Consider the following 12584-nt stretch of genomic DNA (forward strand, 5'->3'; position numbering starts at 1 on the left):
AGAATAGGTCGTTTGCCAGAACGGAACCTGCACCTCGCGTATACAGCCAGGACGCGGGGACGGCTATCGACCCCGGAACGCTGAAGGTCCCACAGGACCAGCTGTGCGTGGTCGGCGGCCTTGAGCGCCTTGATCAATCGCCTTTTCCCCGCTGCGCGTTCCCGAGGTTGTTCAACGCGGTGCCTTCGCCGTGCCGGTCGCCGGTCTCCCGGAAGATCAGGGCGGCCTGGGTGTGGGCGGTGATGGCCTCCTCGAACCGCCGCACCTGCCTCAGTGCGTTCCCGAGGTTGTTCAACGCCTGGCCTTCGCCGTGCCGGTCGCTGAGGTGTTCGGCGTTGTGCAGGGAGATGGCGGTGAGGGTGATCCAGTCGGTGAAGTGGCGTCTCCAGTTCAGGTAGGTCGCGAGGGTGAGGGGCAGGTCGCGGGCTAGGGCGCGTTGGTGGTGGGAGGTGCCGGTGGCGGCGTGCTGGATGGTCGCGGTGAGGTTGGCCAGTTCGGTGTCCAGCCAGCGCAGGGCACTGTCTCGGTCGGGGAACCGCGCAGAGGCTGCGGCTTTCGGCCTGCCGAGGTGGCGGGCGGCCTGCTCGGCGGTGTCTTGGTAGTGGTCCAGGAGGCGGGTGAGGGCTTGGTCCCGCCCGGCCGGCAGGTCGCTGGGGTTGGCTTTGTGGTCGGCGTACAGGCGGATGAGGTCGTGCATCCGCCATCGTTGCCGTCCGGCGGCGGGTTCGGTCAGGTGGGTGCGCGACAGCTCGGTCAGCGTGTGGCGTGCGGTGGTCTCCTGTAGGCCGGTCAGCGCCGCGACCGCGTCGGTGGAGATGTCAGGGCCGGGGTTGAGGGGCAGCAGCGCGAACAGGGCGCGCTGGTCGGGGGTGAGGCGCTGGTAGGACAGCTCGAACACCGCGGTGATCGTCTCATCGCCGTAGCGCAGTTCCTCAAGCCGGCGGCCGGCGGGCTGAAGCTGGGCGACCAGTTCCGCGGGCTGCAGAGCGGGGTTCTCGGCCAGGAGCGCGGCGGCGATCTGCAGGGCGAGCGGGAGCCCGCCGCACAACCGGGCCAGCTCCCGGGCCTGGTCGGGGTGGGCGGTGATGCGCCGGTCACCGGCCCGGGCGACGCGCAGGGCGCGGTCGAGCAGGGCGGCCGCCTCGGGCTCGTCCAGGATGTCGAGATCGAGTAGGCGGGCGCCGAGCCGGTCCAGGCGTTCGCGGGAGGTGACGATCGCCCTGCAGGCCGGGTGGGCGGGCAGCAGCGGGGTGGCCTGGTCCTTTGTGGAGACGTTGTCGATGACCACCAGGACCGGGCGGCCCGCGGCGGCGTACCCCTCCAGGACCGACCGGTACAAGTGCCAGGCGATCATGCGGGCCGGTGGGGATGTGCTCGCCGGGGACGGCCATCGCGCGCAGGAACCCCTCCACCGCGCGGTCGGGGTCCACCCGGCGGGCGGGGTCGTAGCCCAACATGTCCACGAACAGCAACCCGCCGGCGAACCAGCCTCGGGCCAGGGCGGTACGGGCGGCCTGCACGGCCAGTTCGGTCTTACCGATCCCGCCCATCCCCCCGACCGCCCTCACCAGCACCACCCCGCCCGGCCCGGGAACCGCCCCTCCCACCGGCGGCGCGGGCGCCAGGATCTCCAGCAGGGCGGTCACCTCCTGGGTGCGGCCGGTGAACGACGCCGAGGCGGCCGGCAACCCGGCCATCGCCGGGGTGATCTGTGCGGGTAGGTGAAGGACGACGTGCTGGCCCTGGATCACCGGTGCCAGGAACAACCCGCCGGTGATCTGATTGTGCGTACCCGGCGTGCTGCTCACGACCCGGCCGGACCCTCAGGCCCGGAGGCGGGATCTGGCGCAGTGTCTCCGGCCTGCGGCGACCTCGGTACTGGGGGGCCGAAGGTGACCGGGCCGACCGATCCGGATTGGATCACCGGGCGTGGAAGTCCCCGCCGCTGATGTCGTTGCGCACCCTGGCCAGGCCGGCCCCCGGGCTCGGCGAGGCCGAGGCAAGCGGCTGAGGAGACTGGGAGGGGGCCACGGGAGCGGCTGACCCACCGCCGGGGCCGGCAGGTGGCTGTTTCGGGCGGCCGGTGATCATGCCGTAGACCGACAGGCACAACCCGGCCAGGCCGAGGACCGCGCCGATCGCACTGCCGAGCTTGTCGGCCTTGTCCAGCCCGACCACCAGGAAATACGGCGGACCGCGACCACGATCACCTCGGCCGGAAACCGATACCCGGCGAACGCCGCCCTTGGCGGCGACCAGGGAGAACGCAGGCACGGGCTGCGGACCTGTCGCAGCAATTAGTGACCTCGTTCCCGGCCGAGGAAGCACGACAGGAGTCGCCTGAAGTCGTGCGGGTGCTCGAGCGCCGGCACGTGCCCGCATCGGCCGAGCACGTACAGACGGACATCGGCCAGGTGTTCGAGCAGGGGCAGGGCTGCCGTTCCGAGCGGGGTGACTCGGTCCTCGGCGCCGTGGACGAGCAGCACGGGCGCGCGGACCCCTGCCAGCGTTTGCGCCGAGAGGGTGAGCTCGTCGGCCCAACGTGCCCTAGGTGGAGGGAACAACGACGCGAATGCGGCCGCCCCCGCTCGCATCGCAGCTGCACGGGCAGCGACGGCCGACTCGGTCACGAGCGCTTGGTCGAGGACGAGGCGACTCAACATGTCTCGTGCCCCGAGCGGGCCGGCGGGGGCGGCCCAGATCGCGTCGAGCTCGGCGGACAGCGGCGCCCCGGGGGCGCCCATCGTCGAGACCGCCACGACACGGGTGACCTGCTGGGGACGCGCGGCCGCCAACGCCAGCGCCACGGCACCGCCCATGGAGTGGCCCACCACGGCGTAGTGCTCGACACCGAGAGCATCCATCAGGCCCGCGGCCTGCTCCGTCCACAGCCGGAGCCCACCCCTGGAGCCCGCCGGGATTGGTGTACGGCCGAACCCCGCCTGGTCAGGAGCCACCAGGCGCCAGGACGTGCCCAGCGCCTGTGCCGTCGTTGCCCAGGCTCCGGATCCGGTCGTACCGGGTCCGGAGCCGTGCAGCATCAGCACCGCGGGCCCGGTGCCGCTCTCCAGGACGTGGACGGGGGAGCCGTCGACTGTGACGGTCCGAAGTGCCGTCACCGAGACAGGCCAGGTGTGCTCATGCCGATGCGGAGTTGATGGACTTCGAAAAGAGCTCCATCATCGCCTTGCCGAATTGCGGCATGTCCGGCCACCCCCGGCAGGAGACGAGGTTGCCGTCCACGACGTCGGGAGCGTCGATGACCGTCGCGCCCGCGTTCTCCATGTCACCGGTGATGGGGGGGAAGCACGCCGTCTTTCGACCCTTCAGCAGCCCGTACACAGCTGGCACCTGCGCGCCGTGGCACACCAGCGCGATCGGGAGGTCGCGCGCGAAGAAGTGCTCGGTGATGCGCCTGACGTCGGCGTTGACCCGGATCCACTCGGGGGCACGTCCCCCAGGGATGATGAGGGCGTCATAGCGCTCGACGTCGACCTCGGCCCAGGGCACGTCGACCGGCAACTTTCGGCCGTTCTTCTCCACGTAGGCGTCGGAGTTGGGGTCGAACTCGTGGATGACCAGCTGAATGTCACGCATCGTCAGTGACGAGACGTCAACGTCCCAGCCGCCCTCCTGCACGCGATAGTAGGGATACATGGTGTCGAGCTCCTCGGCGGCGTCGCCGGTTAGGAGCAGCGCTCTGGGCACCTGCTTCTCCTCGCATCTGGGGCGGTGAGGTGGATCCAATCCGATCCAATCCGATCCGATTGGGTTAGCATTCCTGGGCCCAGCCCGCCCGTCAAGCCTTTACCGCCATTCCGTCCGCGCCCTTGGCCTCGTCGAACAATCGTCGGAACCGCTCGCCGGACAGCAGGATGTGCCGACGCATGGCGTAGGCGGCGGCGTCGGGGTCACGCGCGGCGATCGCGGCCAGAACTTCTTCGTGCTCGGCCATGGCCAAGTGAGTGACCTGGGTGTCGTGGAGAAGCCGGAACAGGTGCACGTGCGTGTGCAGGCGAGCGAGCGCTTCGCGGATGACCTGGTTCTCCGCGCTCAGGGCGACGAGATCGTGAAAAGCGGCGTCGCGTAGCCCGAAGGCGCCATAGGCCATGGGCCCGTTGCCCCCCTCCAGCTCCGCCATCTCCTCCAGCATTCGTCGCAGACCGGCCACCTGCTTCGAGGATGCGCGTTCGGCGGATCTGCGCGCCGCTGCCGGCTCGAGGAGCAGGCGGACCTCAAGCATGTCCTCGAATCGGTGACGGGTGATTTGGGGGGGAATGCGATAGCCAGCATGGGGCACACGCACGACCAGGCCCTCGGCCTCCATGCGGTTCAGAGCGTCTCGGATCGGCGTCTGCGAGACCCCCAGCTCTCGCGCCAGGACGTCGATCGTGACGCGGGAGCCAGGCTCGATCCGTAGCGACATCATCTGTCCGAGCAGCGTGTCGTACACCTCGTCGGCAAGCCGGCCGCGAGATCTTCCCGGCGGCATTCCGCCCGTCATGGCCCCACGGCGCCGCGCGATCATCGCTTCGTCGTCCATCGTGACGTGAGGTCCTTTCTTGCGTCTTCGGGAACCTGTTGACATCGGTCGCAACGCTGCGGGATGCTGACGCCCCCACTCAGATCGTATAGGAAAGGTGACGGATGCCAGCCATCCTTCACCCATCGAGGAACCGCCCACCATCGCTCCGCTTCGATCAGTTGGAGCTCCCATGAGCATGCTCGACGTCGTACTCGGTTCGCTACCGGGCCGCACAAGGACCGAAGGACTTCTCGACTGCCTGAAGCCCCATTACGTCGCGGCGTACTCGTGACGCCGGTCCGCGGGTCAGCCCGTGCGACAGCCGGCAACACGCCTGAACCCAGCAACTGCTCGGCGAAGCACGCAGCAAGGCTCCAGAAGTCCACCCCCCAGAAAGCAGGCAAGAAGATGCGGTATCCAAAGCGAATAGGACGACTGTCCGTTCCCGGTCGAAAGGTGCAGCTGGCGACGGCGGCCATGTTGGTGGCCACGACCGTGGCGGCTTGCGGCGGCCAGGACGACGGCGCGAAGGCGAGCGCCCCCAAGGCACCGGCGACCATCCCGGAGCTCACCAAGGACCCGCTGACCCTCAGCTTCATCTGGTTCGACTGGCCCCCCGCCCACGCGCTGGAAGACTTCGCGAACGCGGAGTACACCAAGGAGCGGTCGAACGTGACCATCAAGGTCAACACCGTACCGAACGCGAACTGGCACGACGCGATGTTCACCCAGTTCGCAGCGCACAAGACCGACTTCGACATCCCGATCCTGGACTCGCAACACATCGGCGAGGCCGTGACGAACGGCAACATCCTCGACATCACCGACTTCGTCAAGAAGAACATCGACGTCAAGGCCTACAACCCGTACCTCCTGGCGGCCTACGGCCAGTACCCCCAGGCGGAAACCGGCAAGCGCGACGAAAACGCCAGCCTGTACGGACTGCCGCTGCTCGGCGACACCTGGACGATGATCTACCGCAAGGACCTGATCGGCGACAAGCCACCGCAGACGTGGGACGAGATGATCTCAGTCGCCGCGAAGTGCCAGGCGGACAACCCTGGCGTCAGCGGGCTGGCTTTCCACCAGGCCAACGGCTCCGACGCCGCGGCCGTAACCTACAACACGGTCAACGGCGTCTACGGCGGCAACCTCTGGGACTCCAAGACGCGCAAGATCGAGGGCGTCATCAACGACGCTGCGGGCCAGGAGGCGATGGACGTCCTGGTCAACAAGATGAAGCCGCTGACCGCCAAGGGCTCCGGCAACTGGTTCATCGACGAGGTGAACGCGGCGGTCGCCCAGGGCAAGGCATGCATCGCGTTCAACTGGATCGCCGCGAGCGGCGGCCTGCTTGACCCGAAGCAGTCGACGCTCGGCACCACGCGGGAGCAGATTCTCGACAAGCTGGGTTTTGCCACCCTGCCGAGCCAGAAGACGAACCTGGTGCCTCTCGGCGGCATGGGGATGCACGTGTCGGCCTACTCCCCCGCGGCGAACCAGGCGGAGGCCCTGAACTTCATGAAGTGGTTCGAGCAGGCTGACATCCAGAAGAAGTGGGCCGCGGCTGGTGGCGTGCCATCGCGTACGGACGCCCTGGAGTCGCCCGAGTTCCTCAATGCCGGGCCGTTCAACCAGGTGTACACCGACTCGGTTACGCGGATGCGGGACATGTGGAACGTGCCCGAGTACGCGCGCCTCGTCGACATTGAGAACACCAACGTGAACGCGGCTCTCAACGGCGCGAAGAAGCCGAAGGATGCGCTCGACGACATCGCCAAGGAGCAGCAGGGCGTACTCGACTCCGGCAGCCGCAAGGGCGGCGGCGGACTGTGAGTGGCCCCGTCCCTCTGACGACCGACCACCCCGGGCAGGTGGCGTCCGCGACGCCGCCTGCACCGGGTCGGTCCCGCCGGTTGAGCGACCGCGGGCTCGCCGTGGCCTTCATCTCCCCCGCGCTGCTGCTGTTGCTCGCAATGTCGGTGTTCCCGTTGCTGTGGGCGTTGTACCTGTCTTTCACCGACTACTCGGCCACCCGCGGGGGGCCGGCCCATTTCGTCTGGTTCGAGAACTACACCGCCATCCTGACTTCGGCGCAGGTCCACCTGAGGGCCTTGACGACGTTGATCTACGTGTTCGGCGCGGTCGCCCTGCAGACCGTGCTCGGTTTCGCCATCGCCTACCTGATCTCACGGCGCACGCACGGGCGAGGACTGCTGACCACTCTGTTCCTGGTTCCGATGATGCTGTCGCAGGTCGTGGTCGGGCTGTTCTGGCGATTCATGCTCGACGCGCAATTCGGCGTGATCAACAGCATGCTCGGCTCGCTCGGCCTGGGGCAGGTGGAGTGGCTCACCCGGCAGCGAACGGCATTGATTTCCCTGATCGTGGTCGACACCTGGCAATGGACGCCGTTCATCATGCTCATCGCACTTGCGGGCCTTACCGCGGTCCCCAAGTACTTGTACGAGGCCGCCTCGATCGACCGGGCGTCCGAGTGGTTCCGGTTCCGCACCATCACTCTTCCGCTGGTGTGGCCGCTGCTCCTCATTGCCGTGTTGTTCAGGGCCATCGAGGCCTTCCGGCTGTTCGACCTCGTCTACATCCTCACCAGCGGAGGTCCGGGGGTCTCCACCGAGACGTTGTCGTTCCACGTCTACAAGGTCGCGTTCCTGGGCTTCAACACCGGAACCGCCTCGGCGTACGGGATCCTCATGGTCCTCGTCGTCATTGTCCTCACGCAGCTCTACCTGCGCTACTTGAACAAGCTCAAGGAGGACTGATGGCCGTCTCCGTCGACGAGGCCGTGTCCACAGGTCCTGTCCGGGATCACACGCCCCCCGCGCGCCGCTTCGGCGGCCGGGGCCGCTCCGTGCTGGAGGTCGCGCTGCTGACCGTGCTGGCCGTCGTGATGCTCTTTCCGGTGCTGTGGATGATCGAGACGTCCATCAAGGAGAACCGGGACGTCTACGCCATCCCGGCCAAGTTCTTCGACTTCAAGGTCACTTTGGACCATTTCAAGGACGTGTTCGTCGCCTCCGGCGGCGGTCGTTCGACCTTGTCCGTCGCGTTCCTCAACTCCGTCGTGGTCGCCGGGGTCTCCACGGTGCTGGCCACCGTGCTGGGGGTCCCGGCGGCCTGGGCCTACTCGCGCTTCGCCGTGAAGGCCAAGAAGGACCAACTGTTCTTCATCCTGTCCACCCGCTTCATGCCGCCCGTGGTGGTCGTGATCCCGATCTTCCTCATGTACCGCCAAGTCGGACTCATCGACACCAAGCTCGGCCTGATCCTCATCTACGCCGCGTTCAACGTCCCGTTCACGATCTGGATGATGAAGGGGTTCGTCGACGAGGTGCCCGCAGAGTACGAGGATGCCGCCATGCTCGACGGCTACACCCGCTTGCAGGCGTTCTGGCGATTTACCCTTCCCCTGCTCGTGCCCGGCATCGCCGCGACGGCGGTCTTCGCACTCATCTTCTCGTGGAACGAGTTCGTGTTCGCCATCTTCCTTACCTCCAGTGACACCGTGCGGACGGCCCCACCCGCCATCGCCGGCCTCATCGGTGGAACCACTGTGGACTGGGGTCTCGTGGCCGCCGCCTCCGTAGTGTTCGCCCTACCGGTGCTCGTCTTCGCCTACCTGGTGCGCAAGCACCTCGTCGCCGGTGTGACGCTCGGGGCGGTGCGACGCTGATGGCGGGCATCGAGGTGACCGCCCTGCACAAGCGCTACCCGGACGGGACGGTCGCAGTTGATCACGTGGACCTGTCCATCGGCGACGGCGAGCTGTTCGTGATGCTCGGCCCTTCGGGTTGCGGCAAGACGACCACGCTGCGGGCCATAGCCGGCCTGGAGAGGCAGACGACGGGCGACATCCGCATCGGCAACACGCTGGTCAACGACCTGCCGCCCGCCGAGCGCGACATCGCCATGGTGTTCCAGTTCTACGCTCTCTACCCGCATCTGAGAACCCGCGACAACCTGGCGTTCCCACTGCGGGCCGAGGGACTGCCCAAGCCGGAGGTGGACGAGCGGGTCGACGAGGCCGCCCGGCTGATGCGGCTTGGTCCGCTCCTGGACCGGCGACCGCGCCGGCTGTCCGGCGGGGAGCAGCAGCGCGTCGCGCTTGCTCGCGCCCTGGTGCGACGACCGCGCGCATTCCTCATGGACGAACCTCTCACCAATCTGGACGCGGAGCTGAGGGCGGACATGCGCACGGAGATCAAGCACCTGCAGGGGGAGCTGGGGACGACGATGGTCTACGTCACCCACGACCAAGTCGAGGCGATGTCGCTAGGTCACAGAATCGCCATCCTCAACAAGGGCCGCGTCGAGCAGATCGGCACGCCGCTGGAGGTCTACGACCGTCCGGCGAGTCTTTTCTGCGCCGCATTCATCGGCTCCCCGCCGATGAACCTGATTGAGGCGGAGGTGGCCGACGGGAAGCTGCGCAGTCAGGGCGGACTGGTCCTCACGCCACCGCCAGGCCTGCCGCGCGACCGTCGCCTGGTCGCAGGCGTCCGGCCGGAGGCGCTGGAAGTCACAGAACCAGGGGCGGAACGTTCGGTCCCGGCCCGCGTGGTCTCGGCGGAGTGGCTGGGCGACGAAATCATCTACGTGGTTGACCACGGCGGCCAGCGCGACGTACGGGTTCGGATGCCACCGACTGTCCGTTTCGCCGCTGACGCACCGGTCGGGCTGCGGCACACCGGCGGGCCCCCGGCGGTCTACGACGTGAGCACGGAAGAGCTGGTGGCCTGATGGGAACCGTGGCAGTGCACGGGCTGTGCAAGTCCTTCGGTAAAGTCCAGGCCCTGGACGGGGTGACGCTGGACGTGCCGGACGGATCGTTCTTCGTCGTGCTCGGACCCTCCGGGGCAGGCAAGACGACGACCCTGCGAGCGATCGCCGGCCTTGAGAAGCTTGACGCCGGGTCGGTGCATCTGGACGGGAGGGACGCGACCGGTGACGCCCCGGCCGCACGCGACCTGGCCATGGTCTTCCAGAACTACGCCCTCTACCCGCGACACACGGTGTACGAGAACATCGCTTCGCCGCTGCGGGCACGCCGCTGTTCTTCGAGCGAGATCGCCGCTGCCGTCGAGCAGATGTCGAGCCTGCTGCACATCGAACGTCTGCTGCAGCGTCGTCCGGCGCAGTTGTCGGGCGGTGAGATGCAGCGTGTCGCCCTGGCCCGGGCGCTGGTCCGTCGCCCGCGCGCGTTTCTCATGGACGAGCCGCTGACGAACCTCGACCTCAAGCTCCGCGTCGAGATGCGCACCGAGCTCACCCGCATCCACCGGAGCCTCGGAGCAACCTTCGTCTACGTGACCAACGACCAGGTCGAGGCCCTGTCCATGGCCGACCAGGTCGCGGTCCTCAAGGAGGGGAAGGTGCAACAGGTCGGAACGCCGACCGAGGTGTACGAGCGTCCAGCCAACCAGTGGGTCGCGGGATTCGTCGGGAGCCCGCAGATCAGCCTGCTCGCCTGCCACGCCGAGGGAGATCGTCTGGTCGGGGCGGAAGGCTGGACGCTGCCGCGGCCCCGCTGGACCACGGCTGAGGACGGTCGTCCGCTGCTGCTGGGCCTGCGCGCGGAGGACCTGTCCGTCGAGCAGCGTGGGAACGCGTCGTTGTCGGGTGAGCTCTACGGCCTTGAGCCGCTCGGTGACCGAACGGTGGTCGACGTCCGAGTGGGGACGGAGATCCTCAAGGTCAAGGCACGACCCACCGTCACCGGTACGCCGGGCGAGCGGCTGCATGTCACGGTCGACCTGGACCGTGCGCACCTGTTCGATGCGGGCACCGGGCTGGCGCTGTCCGAGGCCGGGAGGTAACCGCGCAGGGCGGCGACGTCAACATGCGCCCGCACGTGGCAATCGAGCCTCGGCGGACCGTCACCGGTGAGCACGGCCTGACGACGCTGAAGCAGCCATGGCCCGAGAAGGCGATCGGTGGCGCGGGGCGTCGCCCTGCAGCCAGGGCCAAGGCCACGTTCGACCCGCTCGGCAACCTCGATCCCGACGAGGTCGTGTGACCCGTTCGTCAACGCGCGTGGCGCGATCGCTGAGGTCACGCTGGACATCACCAAGAACATCACAGGAGGCGACGCAATGAGTGACCCGATGAACGTCCTGGCCCCCGAGCACCGGCGGCTCCGGATCGGCGACGCCTGGCGCGACGCCGCCAGCGGAGCCACCTTTGCCGTCGAGGACCCGGCCACCGGCAAGACCATCGCCGAGGTGGCGGACGCCGACGTCGTTGACGGGCTCGCCGCTCTGGACGTGGCGAGCAAGGCAATGGCGGAGTGGGCGGCGACCCCGCCGCGGAAACGGTCAGAGCTGTTGACCGCGACGTACCGGGCACTGACCGAGCGATCCGAGGAGGTCGCCCGGCTGATAACGCTCGAGATGGGCAAGCCGCTCGCCGAGGCTCGGGCAGAGGTGGCCTACGGCGCCGAGTTCTTCCGTTGGTTCGCCGAGGAGGCGGTGCGCGTCGAGGGGCGCTACAGCACCGCTCCCGCAGGTGGGTATCGCATCCTCACCGTGCCGAAGCCGGTCGGACCGTGCGTCTTCGTGACGCCCTGGAACTTTCCGTTGGCCATGGGTGCCCGCAAGATCGCTCCTGCGCTGGCGGCGGGCTGCACGACGATCACCAAGCCAGCATCCCAGACGCCACTCACCATGCTGTTCCTAGCCCGCATCATGGAGGAGGTCGGCGTTCCCCCGGGCGTCGTCAACGTCGTGACAACCAAGCGTGCCGGCGAGGTGGTCTCAGCACTGCTAGCCGACCGTCGGACCCGCAAGCTTTCGTTCACCGGGTCGACCGAGGTCGGGCGCGTGCTGCTACGACAGGCGGCGGACAACGTGCTGCGCACCTCCATGGAACTGGGCGGCAACGCGGCCTTGATCGTGTGTGCCGACGCGGACCTGGACGTCGCGCTCGACGGTGCCATGGTGGCCAAGATGCGCAACATCGGGGAGTCCTGCATCGCGGCCAACCGAATCTACGTCGAGGAGCCGGTGCGCGAGGAGTTCACGGCGCGCTTCGCCAAGCGGATGGGCGCGCTCTCGGTGGGCCATGGTCTCGACGACGGCGTGGACGTCGGGGCGTTGATCGACGAGGCCTCGGTCACCAAGATCGACGAGCTCGTCGCCGACGCGGTCAATCGCGGCGCCCGTGTCTTGGTGGGCGGCGAGCGTCCGGATGGGCCGGGCCACTTCTACCCGCCTACGGTCCTCGTCGACGTGCCCGAAGACGCGCGGATGCTGGAGGCGGAAATCTTCGGCCCGGTGGCGCCGATCATCTCGTTCACGTCCGACGACGAGGTAATGGCGAAGGCCAACGATACCGAGCACGGCTTGGTCGGATACGTCTTCACCCGTGACCTCCAGCGGGCGCTCCGGTTCACCGAGGGGCTAGAGACGGGGATGCTCGGCATCAACCGTGGTCTGATCTCGGACCCGTCAGCTCCGTTCGGAGGCGTGAAGCAGTCCGGGATCGGCAAGGAGGGGTCGCACGAGGGCATCCTTGAGTACCTCGACGTCACCTACGCGGCGATCGACCTACCGTGACCGGCCTGCTGCTCCGGGTGCCCGCCGAGGATCACCGCGCCCTGTGCACACATGACCTGACCGGCCTCCACCCGTGGGGCGGGACCCGGGCCATGGTCGGCACGAATCCGATGGCACCCGGGGACGCCGTCGACTCCGCCGGTGTGCGCGCCACAGGGGCGGCCGCGGCGGTGGATGGGGCGATCAGCCCTTTCGGCGGTCCCAAAGGCTACGCCCTCGGGCTCATGATCGAGGTGCTGGTCGCGACCTTGACTCGTACCGCCCTTGGCGACGATGTCCGCGGGACCCTCGACCCGACTGACCCGCCCACCAAGGGCGACGTCTTCATCGCGATGGACCCGAGGGCGCCCGGGCACGACCGAGTCTGGGAGCCCGGCGCGCGCCTGCGCCACCCGGCAGCCAACCTTGCCGACGCCGTCCCGGTCTCGCAGGTGACCTGGACGTCCGCCCAGCAAATCACCGCCGACGTTCCAGAGAGGCACTGA

Annotated in this window: 14 protein-coding genes; 9 read left to right on the forward strand and 5 right to left on the reverse strand. The window is 68.1% G+C overall.

Annotated elements, in window-relative coordinates; genetic code table 11:
• Positions 1-133: 133 nt before the first annotated feature.
• On the reverse strand, positions 134-1354 hold the full coding sequence (locus OG589_RS13075; protein ID WP_405148970.1) for a tetratricopeptide repeat protein: 1221 nt from the start codon (positions 1352-1354) through the stop codon (positions 134-136).
• Positions 1355-1455: 101 nt separating this feature from the next.
• Between OG589_RS13075 and OG589_RS13080 the strand changes: the two genes are divergently transcribed.
• Positions 1456-1725 carry a hypothetical protein gene (locus tag OG589_RS13080; protein ID WP_405148972.1) on the forward strand — a complete coding sequence of 90 codons (270 nt, stop codon included), beginning with the start codon at positions 1456-1458 and terminating at the stop codon, positions 1723-1725.
• A gap of 195 nt (positions 1726-1920) precedes the next feature.
• On the opposite strand, the gene OG589_RS13085 is transcribed toward OG589_RS13080, so the two are convergent.
• The 4 genes from OG589_RS13085 to OG589_RS13100 all read right to left on the reverse strand — a co-directional run bounded on the left by OG589_RS13085 (position 1921) and on the right by OG589_RS13100 (position 4543).
• On the reverse strand, positions 1921-2274 hold the full coding sequence (locus OG589_RS13085; protein WP_405148974.1) for a hypothetical protein: 354 nt from the start codon (positions 2272-2274) through the stop codon (positions 1921-1923).
• A 23-nt stretch (positions 2275-2297) separates the two neighbouring features.
• Entirely contained in the window at positions 2298-3119 is an 822-nt protein-coding gene (locus OG589_RS13090) for an alpha/beta fold hydrolase (RefSeq protein WP_405148976.1), read from the reverse strand.
• A 19-nt stretch (positions 3120-3138) separates the two neighbouring features.
• Positions 3139-3708, reverse strand: a complete 570-nt coding sequence (locus OG589_RS13095; protein WP_405148978.1) for a DJ-1/PfpI family protein — start codon at positions 3706-3708, stop codon at positions 3139-3141.
• Between the two features lie 91 nt (positions 3709-3799).
• Positions 3800-4543, reverse strand: coding sequence for a GntR family transcriptional regulator (locus OG589_RS13100; RefSeq protein ID WP_405148980.1), 744 nt, complete (start codon positions 4541-4543; stop codon positions 3800-3802).
• Between the two features lie 270 nt (positions 4544-4813).
• Between OG589_RS13100 and OG589_RS13105 the strand changes: the two genes are divergently transcribed.
• The 8 genes from OG589_RS13105 to OG589_RS13140 all read left to right on the forward strand — a co-directional run bounded on the left by OG589_RS13105 (position 4814) and on the right by OG589_RS13140 (position 12584).
• A complete protein-coding gene (locus OG589_RS13105; protein WP_405148982.1) occupies positions 4814-6361 on the forward strand; it encodes an extracellular solute-binding protein in 1548 nt (515 codons plus the stop codon).
• Between the two features lie 80 nt (positions 6362-6441).
• Positions 6442-7308 (forward strand): carbohydrate ABC transporter permease, encoded by an 867-nt coding sequence (locus tag OG589_RS13110; protein WP_405148985.1) that lies wholly within the window; start codon positions 6442-6444, stop codon positions 7306-7308.
• Positions 7308-8219 carry a carbohydrate ABC transporter permease gene (locus tag OG589_RS13115; RefSeq protein WP_405148987.1) on the forward strand — a complete coding sequence of 304 codons (912 nt, stop codon included), beginning with the start codon at positions 7308-7310 and terminating at the stop codon, positions 8217-8219. The genes OG589_RS13110 and OG589_RS13115 overlap by 1 nt, the downstream gene beginning before the upstream one ends.
• Positions 8219-9286, forward strand: a complete 1068-nt coding sequence (locus OG589_RS13120) for an ABC transporter ATP-binding protein (protein WP_405148989.1) — start codon at positions 8219-8221, stop codon at positions 9284-9286. Before OG589_RS13115 ends, OG589_RS13120 begins: the two co-directional genes overlap by 1 nt.
• Positions 9286-10362: an ABC transporter ATP-binding protein gene (locus tag OG589_RS13125; RefSeq protein WP_405148991.1), complete on the forward strand. Its 1077-nt coding sequence runs from the start codon at positions 9286-9288 to the stop codon at positions 10360-10362. The genes OG589_RS13120 and OG589_RS13125 overlap by 1 nt, the downstream gene beginning before the upstream one ends.
• Before the next feature lie 35 nt (positions 10363-10397).
• Positions 10398-10562, forward strand: coding sequence for an FAD-linked oxidase C-terminal domain-containing protein (locus OG589_RS13130; protein WP_238499846.1), 165 nt, complete (start codon positions 10398-10400; stop codon positions 10560-10562).
• 76 nt (positions 10563-10638) lie between these two features.
• The gene (locus OG589_RS13135) at positions 10639-12099 is read left to right on the forward strand and encodes an NAD-dependent succinate-semialdehyde dehydrogenase (protein ID WP_405152035.1); all 1461 of its coding nucleotides are present in this window, start codon (positions 10639-10641) and stop codon (positions 12097-12099) included.
• Positions 12096-12584, forward strand: coding sequence for an Ldh family oxidoreductase (locus OG589_RS13140; protein WP_405148994.1), 489 nt, complete (start codon positions 12096-12098; stop codon positions 12582-12584). Before OG589_RS13135 ends, OG589_RS13140 begins: the two co-directional genes overlap by 4 nt.

This window comes from Sphaerisporangium sp. NBC_01403 (assembly GCF_045040145.1).
Taxonomy (GTDB): domain Bacteria; phylum Actinomycetota; class Actinomycetes; order Streptosporangiales; family Streptosporangiaceae; genus Sphaerisporangium; species Sphaerisporangium viridialbum.

Excerpts from the sequence above, each read along its gene's own strand:
- OG589_RS13080 (WP_405148972.1), top strand. The coding sequence starts at position 1,456 with ATGTCCACGAACAGCAACCCGCCGGCGAACCAGCCTCGGGCCAGGGCG.
- OG589_RS13100 (WP_405148980.1), bottom strand. The coding sequence starts at position 4,543 with ATGGACGACGAAGCGATGATCGCGCGGCGCCGTGGGGCCATGACGGGC.
- OG589_RS13120 (WP_405148989.1), top strand. The coding sequence starts at position 8,219 with ATGGCGGGCATCGAGGTGACCGCCCTGCACAAGCGCTACCCGGACGGG.
- OG589_RS13135 (WP_405152035.1), top strand. The coding sequence starts at position 10,639 with ATGAGTGACCCGATGAACGTCCTGGCCCCCGAGCACCGGCGGCTCCGG.
- OG589_RS13115 (WP_405148987.1), top strand. The coding sequence starts at position 7,308 with ATGGCCGTCTCCGTCGACGAGGCCGTGTCCACAGGTCCTGTCCGGGAT.
- OG589_RS13075 (WP_405148970.1), bottom strand. The coding sequence starts at position 1,354 with ATGATCGCCTGGCACTTGTACCGGTCGGTCCTGGAGGGGTACGCCGCC.
- OG589_RS13125 (WP_405148991.1), top strand. The coding sequence starts at position 9,286 with ATGGGAACCGTGGCAGTGCACGGGCTGTGCAAGTCCTTCGGTAAAGTC.